Consider the following 22,786-nt stretch of genomic DNA (forward strand, 5'->3'; position numbering starts at 1 on the left):
CATCTTATGTAATGGGAGCAAAGAAGTGAAAAGCAATGGAGGGAAGTATGAACGATTTTTGACATTCAAAAATATGTGATAGTTGTCACATATAGAAATGCCTTCATCGTATTATCCTAGGATAGTAGTTATCGATGAAAGTGGGGAAACACCATGTTCTGTTATCAATGTGAACAAACTCCAAGCGGAGGCTGTAAAGTCGTTGGGGTTTGCGGAAAAGACGAAACGATCGCCAGCCTCCAGGACACCATCATTTTCGCATTAAAGGGAATTGCAGCTTATCGTACGCATGCCAACCAGCTTGGCTATACAGATCCGTTCGTTGATACGGTTACGCATGAAGCTCTTTATATGACGCTGACTAATTCAAACTTCAATGTAGAGGAACATATCGAAATGGCCATGAAAGTTGGCCGTTCCGCTGTCCGAGTAATGGAAATGCTTGATGAGGCACATACAAAGCGCCTTGGCATTCCAGAACCAATCCGGGTTAGCCAAAATAAAGTTGAAGGGAAGGCCATCGTAGTAACAGGCCATAATCTTTTCGCCCTCGAGGAACTCCTCCGCCAGACGGAAGGAAAAGGAATCAACATTTACACGCATTCCGAAATGCTGCCTGCCCACGGATACCCGGCTTTGAAAAAATACAGCCATCTTAAGGGGAATATCGGAAAGGCATGGTATGACCAGCGCCGCCTGTTCGAAAAATTCCCTGGCGCCATCCTTGCCACCACAAACTGTGTCATGCCAATCAAAGGCGGCTACGCTGACAGGATGTTTTCTTATGAAGTGGCGGGTCTGGAAAATGTCCGGAAAATTGAAAATGACAACTTTAGTCCGCTGATTGAAAGGGCGCTTGAACTCCCGGAAGCAGCCATCGAATCGGATGAAACCCTCCTGACAGGCTTTCACCATGAAACTGTCCTGGGTCTAGCCCCGGAAGTGATTGCCGCTGTTAAAGAAGGAAAAATCAAACGGTTCTTCGTTATTGCCGGATGCGACGCTCCTGGAAAAGGCGGGGAATATTACCGTGAACTCGCTACATCCTTGCCTCCTGAAACAGTAATCCTGACAACTTCATGCGGCAAGTTCCGCTTCAATGATGTGGATTATGGAGTTGTGCCTGGCACCGATATTCCACGGTATATCGACCTTGGCCAGTGCAATAATTCCGGGTCGACCGTAAAGATCGCCCTCGCGCTAGCCAATGCTTTTGGCTGTGAAGTGAATGAACTGCCCGTCAGCATCGTGCTGTCATGGTTTGAGCAAAAGGCCGTCGCCATATTGCTAGGATTGTTCAGCCTGGGGATTAAGGATATCCGCATCGGCCCGAAACCGCCGGAATTTATTTCCCAGGGAGTCCTGGAAGTACTCCAAAGCGCATTTAACCTTAAGCTAATTGGCAATGCCCGTGATGACATGAATGAAATGCTCCAATTATCGGAAGTAAAATAAGGGGGGATTTTTCCCCACAAAAAAACCGCAGGCCGTTAATCCTGCGGTTTTTGCAGTTGCATAGGATTTGTGAAAAAACCTATGGGAAAAATTCTAAATATGTTAGTGTATCCAAATCCAAATGGGGGGGCTTACTTTTAATGATTTCAATGACTTCCATTTCGGAATATGGCCGTTCGCTCATCAGGATGTGAGTGACTTCCCTTCAGAATTTTGCCCGATCAATGTCACTTATCCTGGATATTCATGATCAATATATCTCCTCAAGGAGGCGTTCTGGGTCAAAGTGCATATTTCCCTGGCGGTCCACATTTATCAGGTTATCTTTCTTCAATTTTGTGAGAGTCCGGCTGACCGTTTCCCTGGTCGTGCCAATCATATTGGCAAGATCCCTGTTCGTGAACTCGGCTTTAAGGAAAATTTCGCCGTTCTCCTGAACTGTTCCATGATTTTTACCGATCCTTACAAGCAATTTAATGATTTGCTCGTTCGTGTTGTTCAGGATTTGTTCTTCCAGCCTGTTTTGAAGGTCGACAATCTTCTCGCCTAGCACTCGAAACAATTTGATGCAAAGCTCTGGATTGTCAATAAGTACCTTCTCAAATTCAGCGATTGGAACGATTACGAGGGTGGACTTTTCTAGCACTTCCGAATAAGCCGGATAGTCTCCCCTACGGAAAAAGCCGACGTGCGGGAACATATCCCCTTTTTTCTGAATGGAAACTATTTGCTCTTTCCCATTTATATCACTTTTATAAATTTTTATTTTCCCATTGGAAACGAAATAGACATTTTTAAGGGGATCGCCCTGCATGAATACATGAGTTCCCTTATCGAATTCCCTGGAAAGGGAAATTTCCGCGATTTTATCCAATTCATGTCCTTCAAGCTCCCTGAAAATTGTGAACCAGGATAAAACTTCTTTGATTGCTTCTGCTTTCAACTTATTCACCCCAAGAATTTTGCATCCTATATAATATTTTACCAGATTCAAAGGAAATGGCTATACCTTGGCAAATCGCCACCCTGCCTCCTGGTTGGAATTTCCTGTTGAATTCTTCCGGGAATAGAAAGATTTTGCTTTGTAAACGAACGTCTATTCGCTAGAATAAGAATATGGGGGGATGAACGTGAAACTTAGGAAAAACCTTCAGGAAATGCTTGAAAAACTTAAATTGGACGGTGAATATAAAGAAAATATCGTCCATTGGCATACAATTGAAGAAAAACCTGCTAAGACGGCTCGATTGCCGGAAAATATGAATCCTTTTTTGAAGGATGCACTAATGAAAAGGGGGATCGGGGAGCTTTACACCCACCAAAGGACGGCTTTTGAAAAAGCAAGGGCGGGAAAGAATATTGTAGCCGTAACCCCGACCGCATCGGGCAAGACACTTTGCTACAATTTGCCCGTCCTTGAAACCATTATCAACGATCCTAATGCCAGGGCACTCTATATGTTTCCGACAAAAGCGCTTGCGCAGGACCAGAAGAGCGAAATCAACGAACTGATCCAGGAAGCTGGATTGGATATTAACAGCTACACATATGATGGCGATACGCCGGCGAATATCAGACAGCGGGTCAGGAAGGCTGGACATGTGGTCATCACAAACCCGGACATGCTCCATAGCGCCATTTTGCCTCATCATACAAAGTGGGTATCCCTGTTCGAGAATTTGAAGTTTGTCGTAATTGATGAGCTTCATACATACCGAGGGGTATTCGGCAGCCATGTCGCGAATGTAATCCGCAGGCTAAAACGGATTTGCAATTATTATGGGAGCGACCCGGTTTTTATTTGCACATCGGCGACGATAGCCAATCCGGTTGAACTTGCCGAATCCTTAACCGAAACAAAGATGGAACTGATTGACAACAACGGCGCCCCGACAGGCAGGAAGCATTTTGTATTCTATAATCCCCCGATCGTCAATAAGCCTCTCAACATCAGGAGGAGCGCAACCCTTGAAGTAAGGAGGATCGCGGGAGAGCTTTTAAAAAATAAAATCCAGACGATTGTGTTTGCGAGGAGCAGGGTGAGGGTTGAAATCATCCTGACGTATCTCCAGGAGCTAGTGAAAAACCAGCTCGGCCCGAAATCGATCATGGGCTATAGGGGCGGCTACCTCCCCGCAGAAAGGCGCCGGATTGAAAAAGGCCTTCGTTCAGGGGACATTTACGGCGTAGTAAGCACAAACGCCCTTGAACTCGGCGTAGATATCGGCCAGCTGCAGGTGTGTATCATGACCGGCTATCCGGGAACCATTTCAAGCGCCTGGCAGCAGGCTGGAAGGGCTGGAAGGCGGCATGGTGAGGCGCTTGTCATCATGGTTGCAAGTTCAAGCCCGCTTGACCAGTATGTGATTCAGCATCCTGATTATTTTTTTAACAAAAGCCCTGAAACCGCGAGGATCAATCCGGATAACCTGATTATCCTCATCGACCATTTAAAATGCGCCGCCTACGAACTCCCTTTTAAAAAAGGGGAGGCTTTCGGAAGATATGAAACCGAAGAATTGCTTGAATACCTGACAGAGGAACGGGTCCTTTACAGGAACGGGGACAAATGGTATTGGATGAATGATTCATTTCCGGCGCATAACATCAGCCTCAGGTCGGCATCGCAGGAAAATGTGATTATTATCGACCAATCCGATGTAGCCAATGTAAAGGTTATCGGGGAAATGGATACTTTTTCAGCCATGACGCTCCTGCATGATGAAGCGATCTATTTGCACCAGGGAATCCAATATCAGGTGGAAAAGCTTGATTGGGACGAAAAAAAGGCATTCGTAAGGGAAGTGGACGTCGATTATTTTACCGATGCGAACCTGGCCGTCCAACTGAAGGTGTTGGAAGTGGATAGGATATCGGAACGGAAAGAGGCTGAGATTGGCTACGGAGATGTTAGTGTCAGGGCGATGGCCACCATCTTCAAGAAGATTAAGTTTGAAACGCATGATAACATAGGGTCGGGACCGATTTTTCTGCCAGAGGCGGAGCTGCATACAAATGCTGCCTGGATTTCCCTTGGCGAAACACATGATGGGATGGGGCAAGACCGACTGGAGCAGGGCCTGATCGGCGCAGCCCATGCGCTATCCCATATCGCACCTTTGTTTGTAATGGCGGACCCGCAGGATATTCATGTCGTTCCGCAAGTGAAAGCCGACCATAATGAAAAGCCGACTATTTTCTTTTATGACCGCTATCCGGGAGGAATCGGGCTAAGTGATAAAATTTACTCCGGGATCGGCACTGTTCTTGAAGAAGCCAGCTCAATGATCGGCAACTGCAAATGTGAAAGTGGCTGCCCATCCTGCATAGGCATGGACACGTCGGCAGAGACGGCAAAAAAGGACGCTTTAAATATCATTAGCCTCTTTCTTGAAGCTGCTAAGGAGGAACGGATTTAGGGAGATGTCATTAAAAAACAAATTGAACCGGCTGAAACCGCATCTTTCCACCGGCAAGGATGCACCGAGCCCAGAAAAAGAGAAGGAAGCAAAAGCACAGGAAATTCCCTTTGCTGACGAGTGGGCAAAGGCAGGAGTTAAACCCTATTATTTCGATGGACAATATTGTTTGATCCGGGAAGCCGCCTATCCACTGTCACATCGCCACGGCAAGTACAGATTTTGCGATTTTGTAGAAGCCGCTGTCCTGTGGGATGAAACGGGGATTCACCATCCACTCTCATCGGCTGGCCATTCACCGGGAGAGCTGTTCTTCTTTGACACGGAAACCACCGGCCTTGGCGGAGGGGCGGGCAATACAATCTTTTTGCTTGGCTATGCATTCATCAAGGGGGACAACCTCCTTGTTAGGCAGCATATCCTGCCAAATCCCGGCGCGGAAGTCCCTTTGTATCAGAGCTTTTTGGAAAATATTGATTATCGGACGCTCGTCACATACAACGGGAAATCGTTTGACTGGCCGCAGGTAAAGACGAGGCACACTCTTGTCAGGGACCATGTTCCGAAACTCCCGCAGTTCGGCCATTTCGATTTATACCATGCGGCTAGGAGGCTGTGGAAGCATAAACTCGAGAGGCTAAAGTTGTCTGTTGTGGAGAAGGAAGTGCTCGGCGTCGAAAGGGTGGATGATATACCTGGTTTCCTGGCGCCGATGATCTATTTTGATTTTGTCGAAAGCCGCAGGCCTGAAGGAATGCTTGGTATCTTGAGGCATAATGAGCTTGATATCCTTTCACTCGTCACACTGTATGCGCACCTGACCTTCCAGATTTGCGGAGTGGATAAGGGCCGTACAAACCGGGAAGCCTTTGAAGTTGGCAAATGGTTTTCTTCCGTAGGGAACCACGGCGAAGCTGCCAAGGCTTTTACCGCCTTGATTGAAGGAACAGATGAGGAAGCGGACCGTTCAAGGCTTGCACTGGGCCATGCGTTAAAAAAGGATTTCAATTGGGAGCGCGCGCTGGAGCTTTTTTGTTCAGTTGCATGTTCAAAAGATAGCAGCCTCGCGATTGAAGGATGCATTGAAGCGGCAAAAATCCTTGAACACAGGAAAAAAGATTATGCTGAGGCACTTGGTCTTTGCAAGAACGCGATTTCCCTTATCGGGGAAGAGGAAGTCAAGTTAACATCGGGTAAAGCAACGATTGAAGAACTGATCCACAGGGAGGCCAGGCTGGCGCGAAAATCGCTGGCCGCGAGCAGCAACCAGTAAAGGGGCCGGAGGAAGGCCTCTTTTTGATGAGAAAAAAGGCTGTTTTAAAAATTGTCACAAATTATTCGAAATTTCCCTTGGTAATTTCCGTTTTATTAGTTGTTTAAGATTCCAGAGGGCGGTAAAATGAGAATTTGGGAAGGTAATTTCGACATTAATCAACAAATATGGGGCTGGTTTGGATGTATAAAGCAATATTATGCCTGTTTTTTATCGTAGTCTGCCTGACGGCAATCATTTTTACAAATATGAAGGAAAGTTTTCTGGCCTTGCTCATGTAATTGGGTTAATTTCTTAGCGCGTTTAACAGGGATTCGCCATAGGCTATTAACACCTTGGAAAAAGGAGTGATTGCCATGTATGGCAAGCCGGGCAACCCAAATCCGTTCATTCCCGCTGCCCCAATGCATGTTAACCATGTTTATTCCACCATTGTCATCCCCCATATCCATCCGGTCCATGGAGTAACTCTGAACCATCAGCGAATCATCCATGAACACTATTTCCCGCACCAATTCAGCACTGTGCAAATGCCGCCGGTCCACAGTTTCAGGCAGGCGCGGCGGGAAGGCCCATGGAATTCTTTTTAGGGCGGGGGCTAAGGTTTCTTAAAAGGGCGGGCCAAACGCCCTTTTTAATTTGGTGTACACTGGAAAAAGTAAAAGGGAGGGGACTATTTGACAAAGGTAGTGGCTGTCTCGGGTTATAAGCCGTTTGAGATTGGCATATTTAAAAAGGACCATCCTTCCGCGGATTACATACGCGCCGCCTTCAAAAAGGAATTGCTTGTAATGGCTGAAGCCGGGCTTGAATGGGTTTTAATCAGCGGCCAGCTGGGGGCTGAACTTTGGGCGGCAGAAGCCGTATTTGAACTCCAGGAAAGTTACCCCGAAATCAAGCTTGCGGTTATCACCCCTTTCCTGAACCAGGAGGAAAAATGGAATGAAGGAAACAAGGAATGGTATGAGTCCATCCTGCTTGGCGCGGAATTCGTTGATTCGGTCACGAAGAAAAACTACGAAAGCCCTGTCCAATTCAGGCTGAAAAACCAGTTCTTCATCAATAAGAGCGATGCGCTGCTCCTTTTGTACGACCCTGAAAAGGAAGGAAGCCCAAAATTCATATATAAAATGGCACAGCGAAGGGAAGGGTTCCCGATAAAGCTGATCACCTTCCAGGACCTTCAGGAGATTGTCGAGGAAGAGCAGATGAGGAATTTCGAGTAGTAACCATTTGCCCTTAAATCACAAGATGAGAATAGCTTTGATAATGGAAAACCATGAAGAATTGACAAAAGGGGATATTTTTGAAAAAATAATATGTAATGATTGGCGAAGCCTGAGGTGAATGATATGTTATCGGATAAAATTAAACTTACGGCAAAAGATATTTTGGAACAGGAATTTAAGACGGCCATGCGCGGCTATAAGCAGGAAGATGTTGATAAATTCCTTGACCTGATTATCAAGGATTATGAAACTTTCCATCAGGAAATCGAAGAACTCCAGCAGGAAAACCTCCGTCTGAAAAAGCAGCTTGAGGAAACATCCAGAAGGGCTTCGCAGCAGCCTGTACAACCTGCCGGAACGACCAATTTCGATATTTTAAAACGCCTTTCCAACCTGGAAAAACACGTGTTTGGGAATAAACTGTATGAATAAGCGGCTGTGCCAGAGTTTCCTCTAATAACCATTGCTTTTCATCATGGTTATACATATAATAGACATTGTCCATTAATTGCGTTCGGGTAATCGCTGCAGCACCGTCTGCAGAGGAAAGTCCATGCTCGCACAGGCTGAGATGCCTGTAGTGTTCGCGCCTGGCGAAAAAATAAGCCAGGGCAGCCGGTTTCGGCTGACGGCCGGGAAAATGCCTAAGTCCATTGGATATGGCATGAATACCTGTAAAAGTGCCACAGTGACGTAGCCTTCAAAGAAATGCGAAGGGTGGAACGAGGTAAACCCCGCGAGCGAGAAACCCAAATTATGGTAGGGGCGCTTTCTCCAAGGAATTCAACGAGGGAGAAGGACAGGCGAACGCCTGTAGATAGATGATTACCGCCTGAGTACGAGACTCACGTCGCTTGCAGTACAAAGGTACAGAACATGGCTTACAGAACGCGCTAGTGGAAATTACCATAGAAATGAAGGCTCTCCTTATAGGGGGGCTTTTTTTGTGTATTAGAGACCCGGAGATCTTGTTTAAGTCTAGTATTTATTGTTTGGACACACAAGAATCCTTGTCTGATTCGGACACACTACCGTTGAAAACCCGTTTTACTGTCCGAATCCCAGCCTAAAATAGCAAAATTTAAACACAAACAAGAAATTCAATACGTTAGTATCCAATGGAGCCTCATGTTCATTCAAAGGGAATTGACGACGTCCTTCCTCGGTTGAGGTGGACTTTTGAAGTTTTTTATGCAATCCTGTTAACATACTAAGCATACATACCAAGGTAAGGTGAGAAAATGGGCAAGTATCAAATTATCGCGACCGCGGCAATGGGGCTTGAAGCGCTTGTTGCCAAGGAAGTTAAGGATTTAGGATATGAAGGAAGCACTGAAAACGGCAAGGTTACATTCACGGGGGACGAAGCCGCTATTGCGAGGGCCAACCTTTGGCTGAGAACAGCCGATAGAGTAAAAATAAAAGTTGGCGAATTTAAGGCTTTTACATTCGATGAGCTATTTGAAAAAACAAAAGCACTGCCATGGGAACACTTCATTTCCGAGGATGCGGAATTCCCGGTTGCCGGCAAATCGGTGAAATCCAAGCTTTTCAGCGTTTCCGACTGCCAGGCGATTGTAAAAAAGGCCATTGTTGAGAGGCTGAAAAAAGCATACAAAAGAACATCGCGGTTTGAAGAAACCGGGCCATTGGTTAAAATTGAAATATCTCTCCTTAAAGACGTAGCAACGCTTACGATTGATACGAGCGGAGCGGGGCTTCATAAAAGGGGCTACCGCGCGGGCCAGGGAGAGGCACCGCTTAAGGAGACTCTTGCCGCCTCACTTGTCTTGCTTACGAATTGGAGTCCGGAAAAACCGTTTATCGACCCGTTCTGCGGATCGGGAACGATTCCAATCGAGGCAGCACTGATAGGCCAAAACATCGCCCCGGGCTTCAATAGGGAATTCGTATCGGAACAATGGGGCTGGATTCCGGAGAAAATCTGGGATGATGCGAGGGCGGAAGCCGAAGACCTGGCAAATTATGACCAGCCAATTGACATTTCCGGATCGGATATCGACCATCGGATGATAAAGATTGCCGAGGGAAATGCATTTGAAGCAGGGCTGGGCGAATTGATTTCCTTTAAACAAATGCAGGTACGGGACCTTACCTCCGACAAGCAATACGGAGTCATTGTCGCAAACCCGCCTTATGGGGAGCGGCTTGGGGACAGGCCCGCTGTTGAAAAAATGTACCGCGAAATGGGTGAAGCCTTTGGGAAGCTTGATACATGGAGCAAGTACATACTGACGGCCCATGAGGATTTTGAAAAATTTTATGGAAAGCCTGCCACCAAAAAACGGAAGCTTTTCAACGGCTTTATCAAAACAGATTATTATCAGTACTGGGGTCCAAGGCCTCCTCGCGACAAATAGTGAAAATTTTATCAGCATGATTGAATATTCCTGTTTCCTACCGAATAGAATACAGACATCCTACACTATTCGGGAGGGAATGGGAACATGTTTCAACCGCTTGACTTTGCCAGAATTGCCAAGGCGATTGAGTCTACACAGCAAATACTAAACCAGGATACCAATCCAAAAGCGAAAACAGTCCTTCAACTGCAGGAGGCGGACAGGAACTGGAAACAGGCGCTATCGGCAAATGCCACGATAAGATAAGGCCGGGTACAGGGGAAACCCTGAATTCCCGGCCTTCGTTTTTTAGGTCATTCACATAACATATCCCTATCTTCCCAACTGTTTCAATGCCTCTTCCGACATATTTTCGGGCGACCATGCCGGCTCCCAAACAAGATGAATCATAGCGGTATCGATATCTTCCAAAGCCTCGATTCGCTGTTTTACGCCTGAAGTGATGCTGTCATGGAGCGGGCAGCCTGGGGTGGTCAGGGTCATGGTAATTTCTACGTCCCTTTCAGTGGACATCTGAATTCCATAGATAAGGCCCAGATCCACAACATTAATGTTCAGTTCCGGATCGAGTACGCATTTAAGTTCTTCACGAATTTTATCAACTGTTGCCATATGGAACCACTCCTTTATTTTTTTAACACTAGAATAATTGTCACGCTCATTGCCAAAAGTGAAATTGAAACTGCTGCCTGGCCGATGTAAAAAAGGGCTGTGGCTTTTGTAAGCATGGAAATAAATACGATTAGCGACCCGGACGCCAGCATCACAAACAAGGGCACTGCCGAGGGTGGCCATTAAAAAGAAATAGTTGGGATTTACTGCAAAAAGCGCTGCGGAAAACACATTCTGCAGCGTTTTTCAGCCGGTGAATTTTTGCAAAAGTATGATAAAATAGATTAATTAATAGTAAAGGGGTTTGGGTATGGAAAAAAATATTTCGGAAATAGAAAAAGAATTCCTCGAATACGTAAAAAAAATGGGGGCCTACAACGAAGCGCTGGGTCTTATTTATTGGGATTTACGAACCGGCGCCCCAAGGGAAGGGCATGTACAGAGGTCCGAGGTAATTGGAGTGCTTCAAAGCGAAGTTTTTAAAATGTCAGTATCCGATGAAATGGAAGCATACATAGAAAAGCTTTCAGGGAACGTGCCTGGCTCCGTGACAAATAAGGTGCTTGAAGAGTGCAAAAAGAATTTCGAACGCAACAGGAAAATTCCTGAAAGCTTGTTCAGGGAGTATGTCGTACTCCAGGCGAGGGCGGAATCGATTTGGGAAGAAGCGAAAAAGGCTTCCGATTTTGAAATGTTCAGGCCATATTTGGAAAAACTGGTCGCCATCCAAAAACAGTTCATCGAGTATTGGGGATACACCGGCAACCCTTATAATTCACTCCTCGACATGTATGAGCCCGGTATTACGGTAGAAGTACTCGACGATGTATTCGCCAAGCTGCGCGATAAAATCGTACCATTGGTAAGTGAAATAGCCAAATCGGGCAAGAAACCGGAAACAGGGTTCCTGTTCCACCATTTTCCTAAGGAATCGCAAAGGGAATTCAGCCTGGAGGCCCTTAAACAGATCGGCTATAATTTCAATGCCGGACGGCTTGATGAAACTGTCCATCCATTTGCGACCGGCCTTAATCCCGGCGACGTAAGGGTAACGACAAATTACGATGAAAATGATTTCCGCACGGCGGTTTTCGGGACTATCCATGAAGGCGGGCATGCCCTGTATGAACAAAATATATCCAAGGAACTGATCGGGACGCCTCTTTGTTCCGGTACTTCGATGGGAATTCATGAATCGCAATCCCTTTTTTATGAAAATTTCGTGGGCAGGAGCCTCGGATTTTGGAAGAACAACCTCGATTTGCTGAAAAAATACGCGGACGGCCAGTTCGATGGAATTTCGATTGAAGACTTTTACAGGGCCATCAATGAATCAAAGCCATCGTATATAAGGATAGAAGCCGACGAGTTGACCTACCCGCTCCACATCATTATCCGCTATGAGATAGAGAAGGGGCTATTCAATAATGAAATAGAGGTAAAGGAGTTGCCTGAAGTCTGGAACAGGAAATATGAGCAGTATTTGGGCATTCGCCCGCGGAATGACGCGGAAGGAGTCCTTCAGGATGTCCACTGGTCCGGAGGTTCATTCGGCTATTTCCCTTCCTATGCGCTGGGATACATGTATGCAGCCCAATTCATGAACACGCTCAAAAAAGAGATGCCCGAATACGCAAGGCTGTTGGAAACAGGCGAGTATCTTCCAATCAAGGAATGGTTTACAAAGCATGTCCATTTTTTTGGTAAAATGAAAAAGCCGCTTGAAATCCTTGTCGATGCTACCGGGGAAGGGCTGAATCCGGATTATTTGATTGAATACCTTTATGAAAAATACAGCGGGGTATATTGCCTGAATATCGATTAAAAGATAATATGATAGTTTTACTGATTGGTGGTGCCTTTGCATGAAAAAGCATCTCCCGCTGCTGCTGATCGCGGCAAGCGCCTCCCTTTGGGGATGCATCGCGGTTTTTGTAAGGGGGCTGGCCCAAATTGGTTTCAGCCCGATGGAAATAGTCGCAATCCGGGTCGCAATCGCGGCGATACTGCTGGCACTCATCGGAGGCTTAAAATACAGGGATGAATTGTCGATCCGCCTTCGTGACGGTTGGCTGTTCATAGGTACGGGCATTTTTAGCATTGTATTCTTTAATTGGTGCTATTTTACCGCCCTAAACCGAATGGACGTGTCGCTCGCGGTAATCCTATTGTATACGTCGCCGATTTTTGTATCGATCATTTCCTTTTTAGTTTTCAAGGAGAGATTTACGAAAACGAAACTGTTGGCTGTAGCGGGCACTTTTTTTGGATGTGTGCTTGTGGCAGGGTTTCGGGGTGATTCGGGAGCCGCCCCAACCGGAATTCTGATTGGCCTCGGGGCGGGTTTGGGGTATGCCCTTTACAGTATTTTCGGGAAGGCGGCGTTACGCAAGTACAAGCCCTTCACGATTACATTCTATACGTTTTTGACGGCCGCTTTGTTCCTCGTTCCTTTAACGGGGCTTTGGGAAAAGGCTGACGTTTTGCTTTCGGGGAATTCGCTTCTTTACGGAGCGGGCCTTGGGATTATTCCGACGGTTTTGGCCTATTTCATGTATACGAAGGGGCTCGAAAAAACAGACAGCAGCACAGCCGCGATTATCGCGACTGTTGAACCGATCGTCGCTACGATGCTCGGGGTTTTCCTTTACGGGGAAGGAATTGGCGTCCTGCAAATCATCGGATCCGCCCTAATTCTCATATCCGTATCGGCATCCAACTTGAACTTGGGGGAGATACGCCCGAATAAGAAAAGTCTCCAGTCGATGTGACTGGAGACTTTTTGTCCTAGTTTGAAAAATAAATTACATTACCATTTGCCCCATGTTTGCCAGCCTTTTGAGCCGATTGGCGCGTTTTGGATGATATCAATCAACGGAATTGTATAAGCGAAAAGGATTAGGGCGGCTGTAATGCCAAGCCACAGCTTCCAGTTTTCGAATACAGCCGGCGATTTTTCTTCCCCTGCTTCTGCCTCGCCGACTGGGAATTCTTCCTCTCCTTTAGGAGCAAAGAAAGCGAGGTTGATGAAAATCACCAATACGAGAATAATGCCAATGAAAAGAATCGAGCCGCCGATTGCCTGGGCAATCTGGTAGGGAATCCATTCCGCCGCCTGCGCTGAACCTCCATATTCGGAGAAGGCGGAACGGCGCGGAGCTCCCAAAAGGCCGGCCGCGTGCATCGCGCCTGACATGAACGTCATGCCGACTGTCCAAACCCATGCCTGGATGATGGCCAATTTGTTCATTGCCTTTGTCAGTTTCCGGCCTGTCAGATGCGGTACGAGCCAATACGAAATACCGAAGAACGTCAGGACAACCGTAGTGGCAAGTGTCAGGTGGAAGTGGCCTGTTACCCAGATAGTATTATGGACAACTTGGTTCAATTGGTGCGAAGCGTTGATAATACCGCCAGCGCCAGCAGGGATAAAAGCAGCCATTCCAATGAAAGGGACCGTGAATCTCGCGTCGCCCCATGGAAGTTTTTTCACCCAGCCGAACAATCCGGTTGAACCTTGGGAACGGCCTGTTTTCTCAAATGTCGCGAACATTGAGAAGGCGGTCATCAACGATGGGATGATGACCATGAAAGTCAGGACAACCTGCAGGAACTTCCATGCCGGGTCGATTCCCGGTTCGACCAGCTGATGATGGAAACCGACTGGGATGGAAAAGAGCAGGAACAGCAGGAACGAAAGCCTTGCCAAAGAATCGGAAAAGATTTTTCCGCCAATGATTTTTGGAACGATCGCGTACCAGCACATGTAGGCTGGCAGCAGCCAGAAATACACGAGAGGATGCCCGAAATACCAGAACAACGTACGGCTGACAAGTACATCCACGCGTTCAACCAAACCAAGGGACCATGGCAGGAGCTGCAGAAGGACCGTCGCCGCGACGCCAAGGGTCGCAACGATCCACATGACAGTATTCACAACAACCATGAAAGTCAGCAGTGGGCTGGTTTTACCAGGATTCTGCCTGCGCCACTTCCCGTAGGTTCCTATAAGTGCGCCTCCGGCAACCCAGCTGCCGACGATAACAAGAGTTAGGCCGATATAGAACACCGGGTGGGCTTTTAATGGCGCGTAAAACGTAAACAGGACGGATGCTTCTTTTAAAAGGATCATAACGGCCGCCATGGCGGTTCCGATTGTCATCAGCCAAAAGCCGATCCAGCCGGCAAGTCTTGCTCCGTTAGACATCGCTCCCGCAGTTCGGCTGACAGCCGCTGTCTGGAAACCCATTATGAAAAATGTGGTCAGGACAAGGCCAAGCAGAACGCCGTGGACCGTCAATACTTGATAATAATCGATTCCGAATGGAAGCTGGAACTTCCCGGACCGTACCATAACCTGCAGCAGGCCCATGAGGCCGCCTAGCCCAAGGGCGGTGAATGCAACATAAAGGTGGGCCATGGATAACTTTGCATCTCGCGGATCGACTTTCGTTGGGATTGTGGAAGCCTGCATTATTCAGTCACCTCGATTGTGGATTGCATTAAGTGATGGCCCGTGCCACAGTATTCGTTGCATACGACTAGGTATTCACCAGGTTTGTCGAAGGTTGTTGTAAACTCACTTACATAGCCTGGCTCCAGCATCATATTGATATTTGTACCGGCAACTTCAAACCCATGAATGACATCCTTTGTGGTTGCAATCACTTTTACTTTTGCCCCGACAGGGACTTGGACCTTGATGGGATTATAGGAAAATGCCGATGCCACGTAAACAAGCTGGTAGTCCCATTCCTTGCCTTCGACCTTTGTCAGGCCCGGTTTGTCAAACGGAGCGGTTGTGTCCACTTTTTCAGGGTCGATCGTCAGGTTGCAGCTTGGAGGCTGGTTGCCCATATAAAAAGCGCTTACGCCGACCACCGATAAAAACATGACGAGTGTGGCAATGCCAAATGTGAGCCAAATTTTTTCAAACTTATGGATGTGCATGTATGCTCCCCCTTCTATACTTTAAAAACGGTCGAGGAATAGGAAATAAACCCCGGCCCAAGTTAAAATTAAAAATCCACCAAGCAGGAAAACCGATAAGAGGGTCCCTTTCAGGACCGGTTCCGAATCCTGAACTTTGTGCTTCACTTTCTTTCCTGTCTTTGCCAATTCTGTCTTTGCCATCCCCAGCACTCCCTTCTAAATATTGAAAAAAATTCAATAAGTACAATTTCATAATACAAAACTATAAAAAAAGTAAAATATGGGTTCTTGAATGTTCACAAAGTGTCCATAACTGCTTTAACACTATGATAATAGGATAAACTTTACAAAACAGTGATTTAAATCACTTTTAAGAGGGGTTATATGTGTCTAAAAAGTGAACTTGAAGGAAAGCGAGTGAGAAAAGTAATTGAAAAAATTAGGGCGGCTTGCGAAATGGACGAATGAACAAAGCAGAAGCAAAAAAAATAAACTGTTAATAAAATGTGAAAGGATGCGGGGGAAAATGGAAAAATACTACTGTGAAAAATGCCGCCTGCTTTATAATAAAAAGACTGCCTGCAAGGTTTGTGGAATGCTTGCCTCCAATAAAATTTGGATCGAGGTCCAAAAACAAAATAAGGATTAAGACATGGCACCGCATATACGGTGCTTTTTTAATATTCTTTCATTATAATTAAGAGAGTTAAGACAAGCATGATAGCCAAGAAAGAATAATCAGGGCACTAAAAAGGGAGGAAGGGAATAATGTATTTACCTTCATTTCGGCTTGATGGAAAAAAAGCCATCGTTACAGGGGCGGGAAGGGGTATCGGCAGGGCGCTGGCATCGGCACTGGCGGAAGCGGGAGCTGATGTGGCAATCCTTTCACGGACAGTTTCCGACCTTGAAGAAACCGCGGAAATCATACATAACCATGGGAAGCAAAGCCTGATCATTCCAACGGATGTGACAAAACGGGAAGATGCGTCTCGGGCTGTAAAAATGGTCAAGGAAGAATGGGGATCAATTGATATTCTCATTAACAACGCGGGAATGAACATTCGCTCAAAGGCGCTCGATGTGACCGACGAGGAATGGGAAACGATTATGAATACAAATCTGAAATCCGCATTCATGATGGCCCAGGAAACCGGCAAGCTGATGAAGGATCAGGAAACAGGGGGAAGGATTATATCGGTTACATCCGTTGCGGGGCATGTAGCGTTGAGGACGGGAGTTGTCTACGCGGCAAGCAAGGCTGCACTTATCCAAATGACCAAGGTCCTCGCGCTTGAGTGGGGCAAGTACAATATCAATGTCAACGCGATCGGGCCATGGTATTTCAAGACGCCATTGACGGAAAAACTCCTCGCAGACCCTTCATATGTCAAGGATATTCTTGATGTAACGCCGTTGAAGCGGATTGGCGAGCTGCCTGAATTGGCGGGGCCAGCCGTTTTCCTCGCATCCGATGCAGGCAGCTATGTCCATGGCCAGACCTTATTTGTCGATGGCGGAATGACCATCCAGGGATTCTAGGCATGTACTGGAAATGATTGACCTATGATGCAAGATTATTTTTTGCTATAATGGAGCTGCACAACAACACCTTCAAAACAAGATGGCACCCTCCTTTTCGCAGGAGGGTGCTTTTTTTTTGTCCACTCCACTGCTGAAACCGTATACTCTCCACAAATTAGGGAATAGGCTAATAGCCGCTCCGGAATAATTTGCCGGACCGAGGTAAAAATACCTTTACTAGAGTTGAAGGAGAATGTACGATGCCAGCAGTCATTTCAATAGCGGAAGCGCTTCCCCCCTTCCAGGTCGGGCAAGAAAGGGCAGTCGAATTTGCAAGAGAGCTGTTTTCGGAATCTTTCCAGGATATAGAACGGCTTTTAACTGTTTTTCAGAATGGCCAGATCGAGAGCAGGCGTTTTGTAAGGGATATTGATTGGTTCAGGCAAGACCGTTCCTTCAAAGAACGGAATGACGCCTATATTGAAGCATCTGTGGAACTAGGGCAGGAAGCTATAACCAGATGCCTGTCGAATGGATCGTTTTTAAAAAGGCAGGTGGAATACCAGGAAATTGACGCGCTGTTCTTTGTGTCAACAACCGGGCTGGCAACGCCGAGCATCGATGCGAGAATTATGAACAAGCTGCCTTTTTCGCCGCATACCAAACGGATTCCGATATGGGGACTTGGATGCGCGGGCGGAGCCGCCGGCCTTTCGAGGGCGTACGAATACTGCCTTGCTTTCCCGGAAGCGAAAGTACTGGTGCTCAGTGTCGAGCTTTGCAGCCTGACATTCCAAAAAAATGACCGTTCCAAAAGCAATCTGGTCGGGATTTCCCTGTTCGCGGACGGAGTGAGTTGCGCGCTCGTGTGCGGGGATGAAGTAGTTGGACTTCATTCGGCCAGGGTGCCTGAAATAATTGCGACCCAGTCGACTCTTATGCCTGATTCACTGGACGTAATGGGATGGGATATTAAAAACGAAGGGTTGTATGTCGTTTTCTCAAGAGATATTCCTTCGATAATAGAAAATTGGCTGCAGCCGAATGTTAGCGCCTTCCTTGAGGGAGAGGGCGTCAAAATTGAGGAACTCCGTTATTTCATCGCCCATCCAGGGGGAAAGAAGGTTCTCGATGCGTATGCAGCCTCCCTTGGAATCGGCAGGGAGATGATAGATATCTCGAAGGATGTGCTAAGTGAATTCGGGAATATGTCATCAGCTACAATACTTTATGTGTTGAAACGCCATATGGAACTGAACCCGGAAGCAGGGGCGTACGGCCTGGCCGGAGCACTTGGGCCAGGATTCAGTTCAGAGCTTCTATTGATGAGGTGGAAGGAATGAGCCTGTTCATTGCTTTTATCGGGTTTGTTATAATTCAGCGCCTTGTCGAATTAATGGTTGCCAGGAACAATGAGAAAAGAATGAAACAGGAGGGGGCGCTTGAGTTTGGCCAAGCCCATTACCCGTGGATGGTCATGATGCATGCGGCTTTCTTTTTAGCTTTCGTTCTTGAAGTATGGATTTTTAAAAAAGGCCTTTCCCCCATATGGCCCTTATTCCTCTTGCTATTTATCCTTGCTCAAGCAGGGCGCATCTGGGCTCTGTCATCGCTCGGAAAGTACTGGAATACAAAAATCATCGTCCTTCCCGGGGCAGCTATTGTTAAAAGAGGCCCATACAAATTCATCCGCCATCCTAACTATGCCATTGTCACCCTGGAACTCCTTGTGATTCCGTTGCTGTTTCAGGCATATATAACTGCGGCCCTTTTTGCCGTCTTGAATGCGATCATGCTTTCTGTCCGCATTCCCGCCGAGGAAGAGGCGTTAAGAAACCTCTCGGAATACGGAAAAATAATAGATGGCAGCAACCGGTTCGTACCGCAAATGTTAAAGAAAATTGACAAATAGTCTTTTCGTATTGAAAATGATTATCAAACATGTTACACTTTCTTTGGAAATGAAAATCATTCTCATCAGGGAAGGTGTTACATATGGCGCTTGTTTTTGTCGGAGGAACCGTAATTGTTTATGCGGCGGTAATGAAGCATGTATTAAGCCATGTTGCCAGGCCAACTAGATAATGATGAATCTTATATACGATTTTAATTAAAACCAGGGATCCTCCTGGTTTTTTGCTTTATATATGGTGGAAATAGTAACTTCTTTATGGGAAATGAAAGAATTTTCGTATAAAATGAAAAGGATATTATTTTATTCGAAGGGGAATTTTTTTCATGGTTCAGGCAGAAATGGAGCGCATATCAGAAAGTAGACTTAAAGGCGTCATCTCCGGGCTTTATGATTATTTTGAAAAAAATGGGGATTTGGAATCAGCCCATAAAGTAAAGCAGCTAGGGTGGAAATACGGAGCGAAGGAGCAGGCAATCGCCTTCTGCGGGCACTTTTCAGCTGGAAAATCCTCATTGATAAACAGAATTGCGGGCGAAGATATCCTTCCTTCAAGCCCAATTCCGACAAGCGCGAATCTTGTCAAAGTGAAATCGGGGGAGGAATATGCCAAGGTTTTTTTCAAAAAGGACATTCCTTGGCTTTATTTGCCGCCGTATGACTATGAAGCGGTAAAGAGCCATTGCCTTGACGGCGACGAAATCGAGGAGATTGAAATTAGCCGGCAGGGTTCCTCTCTACCTGAAAATACGGTCATCCTTGATACTCCGGGAATCGATTCAGCCGACGATGCGCACAGGATTGCGACCGAATCCGCTATCCATCTCGCGGATCTCGTTTTTTATGTCATGGATTACAACCATGTCCAATCCGAAGTGAATTTCCTTTTTACAAAAGAGCTTCAGGACGCGGGCAAGGAGGTATACCTTGTAGTCAACCAAATTGACAAGCACAGGGAAGACGAACTAAGTTTTCTTGATTTTAAGGAAAGTGTTGAAGCATCCTTCCGTTCCTGGGGAGTAAGCCCTGCCGGAATTTTTTATACATCTCTGAAAAAACCGTCCCACAAGGAAAACCAGTACTCCGACCTGGAAAAGTTAATCCATACAAAGCTGGGAAGCGGTTGGAATCTGCTGGAAGACTCGACCCTGGCCTCATTGGGTAAAATCGCGCAGGATTATATCCTGAATCTGTCCTTGAGCCAGGAGGAGGAACGGGCGAGGCTTAACGAACTCCTTGCGGCGAACCCGTTTGGCGCTGAAGATTCGCTGGAGGAAAGGAGCCGCCAGATTAATGAAGAGCTTTCCCGGCTTGAGGATTCCGCCGAACAAGCATTGCGGGAACTGGATGAAAAAGCGGGGCAAATACTCAACAACGCTTATCTGATGCCGTTTGAAACAAGGGAGCTCGCGAATGCGTATCTAGAATCTGAGCAGCCGGGCTTTAAAGTCGGTTTCCTATTCACCGCGGGAAAAACAACCGCCGAAAAAAAGTCGCGCAGGGATACGTTTCTCGAAGCGGTGAGTGAAAAGACGAAACAACAGGCAGAATGGCACATCCGGGATCTATTGCTCGGCCTTTTAAAGGAAAAGGGAATAAGGGACGCCCAGCTTGAAGGGATGGCTAGAAACTTTTCGATTCCCGTCTCAATCGAGTTGCTCGAGAAACCGCTTAAGAAGGGAGCTCTTCTTTCAGGCGATTATTTGCTGACATATACGGATGAGCTGTCGGCTGAAATAAAGAAAGCGGCAAGGGACAGGATTTTCGAATTTAACAAAGAATATAGCAAGGCAATTCGCGGCATGGCGGAAAAGCTTGCGGACGGTGAAAAGCGTGAACTTGAACTCCTCGCAGAGGCCAAGAGTGCAAGAATAAGGCTGTCGGAGATGGATGCGGATTGTGAGGCCGCGAAAAACGAACTTGACACAATCATTGGACACACCCAGGAAATAGGACCGGAATTGCCGGAATGGCTTTTCCGCCGGGAGGATGAAAATGTCAAGATTATCCGCGGTGAAAGTTTTGCAAAAGCCGCCACAATCGAAAACGAGTTCCGGGAAATCCGGCAAGGGACACCGAAAAAGCTTGAAACCCAGGCTGAAACCGGGGAAGCAATCGCTTTAAGGCTTAGGGATGCCGCTCAAATTATCGAAACGCTTCCCGGTTTTGCCCATATGGCGGGCGAGCTGCGCGAAAAAGCCGGCAAGCTTGAGAAAAGTTCTTACACTGTCGCTCTTTTCGGGGCATTCAGCGCCGGGAAATCATCTTTTGCCAATGCGCTAATCGGCGGGAATATTTTGCCGGTTTCCCCGAATCCGACGACCGCTTCGATATGCAGGATCAAACCTGTGGACAATGAACATCCGCACGGCACGGTCGTTGTAAAAATGAAGGAGCCGGACAGCCTTCTCGCCGATGTCAACAAAGCACTGAAGTTTTTTTCTGGAAAGGCCGCTTCCCTGGAAGAAGCGCTCGATAAAACGAGGGAACTTGAGAAAAGGCCATTCCAGGGCGAAACAGCCGAGAAAGCGAACCTTTCTTTCCTGAACGCTTTTGAGAATGGATATTCGGCAGCCAGGGAGAACCTTGGAACAAAAATTTACGCTGGCATGGCCGATTTCGCCGATTTTGTCGCGAAAGAAGAGAAATCATGTTTCGCGGAGTGGATCGATTTGTATTACGATTGCCCGCTGACACGGATGGGAATCAGCCTCGTAGATACCCCGGGGGCGGACTCGATTAATGCGAGGCACACGGGGGTTGCTTTCAATTATATTAAAAACGCGGACGCCATCCTGTTCGTCACCTACTACAATCATGCGTTCTCAAGGGCCGACCGTGAATTTCTTATTCAGCTTGGAAGGGTTAAGGAAGTATTCGAACTTGATAAAATGTTCTTTATCGTTAATGCCATCGACCTTGCGAAGGATGAAGAAGAAAAGGAACTTGTCCTCAATTATGTGAAGGGGCAGCTCGCTAACTATGGGGTCAGAAATCCATCCTTGCATCCACTATCCTCGCTTTTAGCCTTAAAGGAAAAGATGGATGGCGATGTTAGCGCCGTTTCAGGTATTTCGGGCTTTGAAGAGCCGTTCTTCCGTTTTATCAACGAGGGGCTTGCGAGCATGGCGGCCGCCTCCGCGATAAAGGATCTTGAGCATGCCGCAAAAAGGGTGTCCTCTCTTGTTGCTTCAGCGAAGGATGCCGTTTCCAACGCGGAAGCACGGAGACGACAGCTTAAGGAATTGAAATCGGAAGCATCTTCGTTTATTTTCGCACAAACTTCCGGTCCGCTCGAACAACGGATTTCCCAGGAGGTGCAGGAGCTTGTACATTACTGCAAGCAAAGAGTCTTCCTCAGGTTCGGCGACTTTTTCCGCGAGTCCTTTAATCCCTCCGTGCTAAACAGTGGAAGCCGTAATATAAAAAAATCGCTTGATGGGGCCCTTGGCGACCTCCTTGACAGCCTTGGCCACGACCTGGGGCAGGAAATGAGGGCGACCGCGCTACGTATTGAAAAGTTCACTGCCAGGGCGGTTTCCGATTTCCGCGAGGGACTCGTGAAAGACCTTTCGGAAATGTGTGAAGGAATCAGCTTTTCAGGTTTCGATTTTCCAAAACCACGGGGAATCGAGTTTCCGGCTGGATTGTCCGATTTAGACAGGTCTAAATTTTCAAAGCAGCTGGCACTGTTTAAAAATCCAAAGGATTTCTTTGAAAAGAACGGTAAAAAAGTGATGCAGGAACAACTAGAGGCGGCTCTTAGCCCTGGGGCGGACAGTTATCTTAGCAGCCAGTCCGAAAGACTCGATGTTTACGGAAGATCTCTTGCGGGACAGCTTTTCGATTCAATAGCGGAAAACCTTCGCATGCAGGTTGAAAACCATTTCACCGCAATGTTTGAAGTTTTGGATGGCGGAATCGACGCGGACAGGCTCGAGGAGTCTTTAAAGCAGCTTCAGTCGCTCAGCAAATAAATCAACTATTTTCATAGGTTTTATGCTATAATATAGACAGGATTTTTTCAGGAAAATGCCTGTCTGCTA

Annotated in this window: 19 protein-coding genes and 1 other RNA gene; 15 read left to right on the forward strand and 5 right to left on the reverse strand. The window is 46.8% G+C overall.

Going from position 1 to position 22,786, the window contains the following annotated elements; all coding sequences use genetic code 11:
* Positions 1 to 153 precede the first annotated feature (153 nt).
* Positions 154 to 1,455 (forward strand): hydroxylamine reductase, encoded by a 1,302-nt coding sequence (gene hcp, locus DRW41_RS12685; protein ID WP_115452383.1) that lies wholly within the window; start codon positions 154 to 156, stop codon positions 1,453 to 1,455.
* A gap of 250 nt (positions 1,456 to 1,705) precedes the next feature.
* On the opposite strand, the gene DRW41_RS12690 is transcribed toward hcp, so the two are convergent.
* Positions 1,706 to 2,398: a Crp/Fnr family transcriptional regulator gene (locus tag DRW41_RS12690; protein ID WP_115452384.1), complete on the reverse strand. Its 693-nt coding sequence runs from the start codon at positions 2,396 to 2,398 to the stop codon at positions 1,706 to 1,708.
* Positions 2,399 to 2,585: 187 nt separating this feature from the next.
* Here DRW41_RS12690 and DRW41_RS12695 point away from each other — a divergent pair, with 187 nt between their 5' ends.
* The 8 genes from DRW41_RS12695 (at position 2,586) to DRW41_RS23000 (ending at position 10,006) form a co-directional block, all read left to right on the forward strand.
* Entirely contained in the window at positions 2,586 to 4,874 is a 2,289-nt protein-coding gene (locus DRW41_RS12695; protein WP_115452385.1) for a DEAD/DEAH box helicase, read from the forward strand.
* A gap of 4 nt (positions 4,875 to 4,878) precedes the next feature.
* Complete coding sequence (locus DRW41_RS12700) at positions 4,879 to 6,147, forward strand: ribonuclease H-like domain-containing protein (RefSeq protein WP_115452386.1); 1,269 nt, start codon at positions 4,879 to 4,881, stop codon at positions 6,145 to 6,147.
* Between the two features lie 356 nt (positions 6,148 to 6,503).
* Complete coding sequence (locus tag DRW41_RS12705; protein ID WP_115452387.1) at positions 6,504 to 6,737, forward strand: CotD family spore coat protein; 234 nt, start codon at positions 6,504 to 6,506, stop codon at positions 6,735 to 6,737.
* A gap of 87 nt (positions 6,738 to 6,824) precedes the next feature.
* Positions 6,825 to 7,373, forward strand: a complete 549-nt coding sequence (locus tag DRW41_RS12710; RefSeq protein ID WP_115452388.1) for an SLOG family protein — start codon at positions 6,825 to 6,827, stop codon at positions 7,371 to 7,373.
* 126 nt (positions 7,374 to 7,499) lie between these two features.
* Entirely contained in the window at positions 7,500 to 7,808 is a 309-nt protein-coding gene (gpsB, locus tag DRW41_RS12715; RefSeq protein ID WP_115452578.1) for a cell division regulator GpsB, read from the forward strand.
* A 78-nt stretch (positions 7,809 to 7,886) separates the two neighbouring features.
* Positions 7,887 to 8,265, forward strand: an RNA gene (rnpB, locus tag DRW41_RS12720) — RNase P RNA component class B.
* A 352-nt stretch (positions 8,266 to 8,617) separates the two neighbouring features.
* On the forward strand, positions 8,618 to 9,757 hold the full coding sequence (locus tag DRW41_RS12725; protein WP_115452389.1) for a THUMP domain-containing class I SAM-dependent RNA methyltransferase: 1,140 nt from the start codon (positions 8,618 to 8,620) through the stop codon (positions 9,755 to 9,757).
* Positions 9,758 to 9,844: 87 nt separating this feature from the next.
* Positions 9,845 to 10,006: a hypothetical protein gene (locus tag DRW41_RS23000; protein WP_181884534.1), complete on the forward strand. Its 162-nt coding sequence runs from the start codon at positions 9,845 to 9,847 to the stop codon at positions 10,004 to 10,006.
* A 66-nt stretch (positions 10,007 to 10,072) separates the two neighbouring features.
* Here the strand turns inward: DRW41_RS23000 and DRW41_RS12730 are convergent, their stop codons facing one another.
* Positions 10,073 to 10,372, reverse strand: coding sequence for a metal-sulfur cluster assembly factor (locus tag DRW41_RS12730; RefSeq protein WP_115452390.1), 300 nt, complete (start codon positions 10,370 to 10,372; stop codon positions 10,073 to 10,075).
* Positions 10,373 to 10,682: 310 nt separating this feature from the next.
* On the opposite strand from DRW41_RS12730, the gene DRW41_RS12735 reads away from it, so the two are divergent.
* A complete protein-coding gene (locus tag DRW41_RS12735; protein WP_115452391.1) occupies positions 10,683 to 12,197 on the forward strand; it encodes a carboxypeptidase M32 in 1,515 nt (504 codons plus the stop codon).
* Between the two features lie 40 nt (positions 12,198 to 12,237).
* On the forward strand, positions 12,238 to 13,143 hold the full coding sequence (locus DRW41_RS12740) for a DMT family transporter (RefSeq protein WP_115452392.1): 906 nt from the start codon (positions 12,238 to 12,240) through the stop codon (positions 13,141 to 13,143).
* Between the two features lie 38 nt (positions 13,144 to 13,181).
* Here the strand turns inward: DRW41_RS12740 and DRW41_RS12745 are convergent, their stop codons facing one another.
* Genes DRW41_RS12745 through DRW41_RS12755 form a run of 3 tightly spaced genes read right to left on the reverse strand, consistent with a single transcriptional unit; the run spans position 13,182 to position 15,505 of the window.
* Complete coding sequence (locus DRW41_RS12745) at positions 13,182 to 14,846, reverse strand: b(o/a)3-type cytochrome-c oxidase subunit 1 (protein ID WP_115452393.1); 1,665 nt, start codon at positions 14,844 to 14,846, stop codon at positions 13,182 to 13,184.
* On the reverse strand, positions 14,846 to 15,322 hold the full coding sequence (locus tag DRW41_RS12750; RefSeq protein WP_115452394.1) for a cytochrome c oxidase subunit II: 477 nt from the start codon (positions 15,320 to 15,322) through the stop codon (positions 14,846 to 14,848). The genes DRW41_RS12745 and DRW41_RS12750 overlap by 1 nt, the downstream gene beginning before the upstream one ends.
* Positions 15,323 to 15,343: 21 nt before the next feature.
* Positions 15,344 to 15,505 (reverse strand): cytochrome c oxidase subunit 2A, encoded by a 162-nt coding sequence (locus DRW41_RS12755; RefSeq protein WP_115452395.1) that lies wholly within the window; start codon positions 15,503 to 15,505, stop codon positions 15,344 to 15,346.
* 567 nt (positions 15,506 to 16,072) lie between these two features.
* Here DRW41_RS12755 and DRW41_RS12765 point away from each other — a divergent pair.
* From DRW41_RS12765 to DRW41_RS12780, 4 genes are all read left to right on the forward strand, one after another.
* Positions 16,073 to 16,846: an SDR family NAD(P)-dependent oxidoreductase gene (locus DRW41_RS12765; RefSeq protein ID WP_115452397.1), complete on the forward strand. Its 774-nt coding sequence runs from the start codon at positions 16,073 to 16,075 to the stop codon at positions 16,844 to 16,846.
* 242 nt (positions 16,847 to 17,088) lie between these two features.
* Positions 17,089 to 18,171, forward strand: a complete 1,083-nt coding sequence (locus DRW41_RS12770; protein WP_115452398.1) for a type III polyketide synthase — start codon at positions 17,089 to 17,091, stop codon at positions 18,169 to 18,171.
* Complete coding sequence (locus DRW41_RS12775; RefSeq protein ID WP_115452399.1) at positions 18,168 to 18,740, forward strand: isoprenylcysteine carboxyl methyltransferase family protein; 573 nt, start codon at positions 18,168 to 18,170, stop codon at positions 18,738 to 18,740. Before DRW41_RS12770 ends, DRW41_RS12775 begins: the two co-directional genes overlap by 4 nt.
* 326 nt (positions 18,741 to 19,066) lie before the next feature.
* A complete protein-coding gene (locus tag DRW41_RS12780) occupies positions 19,067 to 22,717 on the forward strand; it encodes a dynamin family protein (RefSeq protein ID WP_115452400.1) in 3,651 nt (1,216 codons plus the stop codon).
* Positions 22,718 to 22,786 lie beyond the last annotated feature (69 nt).

It is taken from the genome of Neobacillus piezotolerans (genome assembly GCF_003362805.1).
In the GTDB taxonomy this organism is placed as follows: domain Bacteria; phylum Bacillota; class Bacilli; order Bacillales; family Cytobacillaceae; genus Bacillus_D; species Bacillus_D piezotolerans.

What these genes read in the sequence shown, in the direction of transcription:
- hcp (WP_115452383.1), top strand. Translation starts at nt 154, where the DNA reads ATGTTCTGTTATCAATGTGAACAAACTCCAAGCGGAGGCTGTAAAGTC.
- DRW41_RS12700 (WP_115452386.1), top strand. Translation starts at nt 4,879, where the DNA reads ATGTCATTAAAAAACAAATTGAACCGGCTGAAACCGCATCTTTCCACC.
- DRW41_RS12705 (WP_115452387.1), top strand. Translation starts at nt 6,504, where the DNA reads ATGTATGGCAAGCCGGGCAACCCAAATCCGTTCATTCCCGCTGCCCCA.
- gpsB (WP_115452578.1), top strand. Translation starts at nt 7,500, where the DNA reads ATGTTATCGGATAAAATTAAACTTACGGCAAAAGATATTTTGGAACAG.
- DRW41_RS12725 (WP_115452389.1), top strand. Translation starts at nt 8,618, where the DNA reads ATGGGCAAGTATCAAATTATCGCGACCGCGGCAATGGGGCTTGAAGCG.
- DRW41_RS23000 (WP_181884534.1), top strand. Translation starts at nt 9,845, where the DNA reads ATGTTTCAACCGCTTGACTTTGCCAGAATTGCCAAGGCGATTGAGTCT.
- DRW41_RS12730 (WP_115452390.1), bottom strand. Translation starts at nt 10,372, where the DNA reads ATGGCAACAGTTGATAAAATTCGTGAAGAACTTAAATGCGTACTCGAT.
- DRW41_RS12735 (WP_115452391.1), top strand. Translation starts at nt 10,683, where the DNA reads ATGGAAAAAAATATTTCGGAAATAGAAAAAGAATTCCTCGAATACGTA.
- DRW41_RS12740 (WP_115452392.1), top strand. Translation starts at nt 12,238, where the DNA reads ATGAAAAAGCATCTCCCGCTGCTGCTGATCGCGGCAAGCGCCTCCCTT.
- DRW41_RS12745 (WP_115452393.1), bottom strand. Translation starts at nt 14,846, where the DNA reads ATGCAGGCTTCCACAATCCCAACGAAAGTCGATCCGCGAGATGCAAAG.
- DRW41_RS12750 (WP_115452394.1), bottom strand. Translation starts at nt 15,322, where the DNA reads ATGCACATCCATAAGTTTGAAAAAATTTGGCTCACATTTGGCATTGCC.
- DRW41_RS12755 (WP_115452395.1), bottom strand. Translation starts at nt 15,505, where the DNA reads ATGGCAAAGACAGAATTGGCAAAGACAGGAAAGAAAGTGAAGCACAAA.
- DRW41_RS12765 (WP_115452397.1), top strand. Translation starts at nt 16,073, where the DNA reads ATGTATTTACCTTCATTTCGGCTTGATGGAAAAAAAGCCATCGTTACA.
- DRW41_RS12770 (WP_115452398.1), top strand. Translation starts at nt 17,089, where the DNA reads ATGCCAGCAGTCATTTCAATAGCGGAAGCGCTTCCCCCCTTCCAGGTC.
- DRW41_RS12775 (WP_115452399.1), top strand. Translation starts at nt 18,168, where the DNA reads ATGAGCCTGTTCATTGCTTTTATCGGGTTTGTTATAATTCAGCGCCTT.
- DRW41_RS12780 (WP_115452400.1), top strand. Translation starts at nt 19,067, where the DNA reads ATGGTTCAGGCAGAAATGGAGCGCATATCAGAAAGTAGACTTAAAGGC.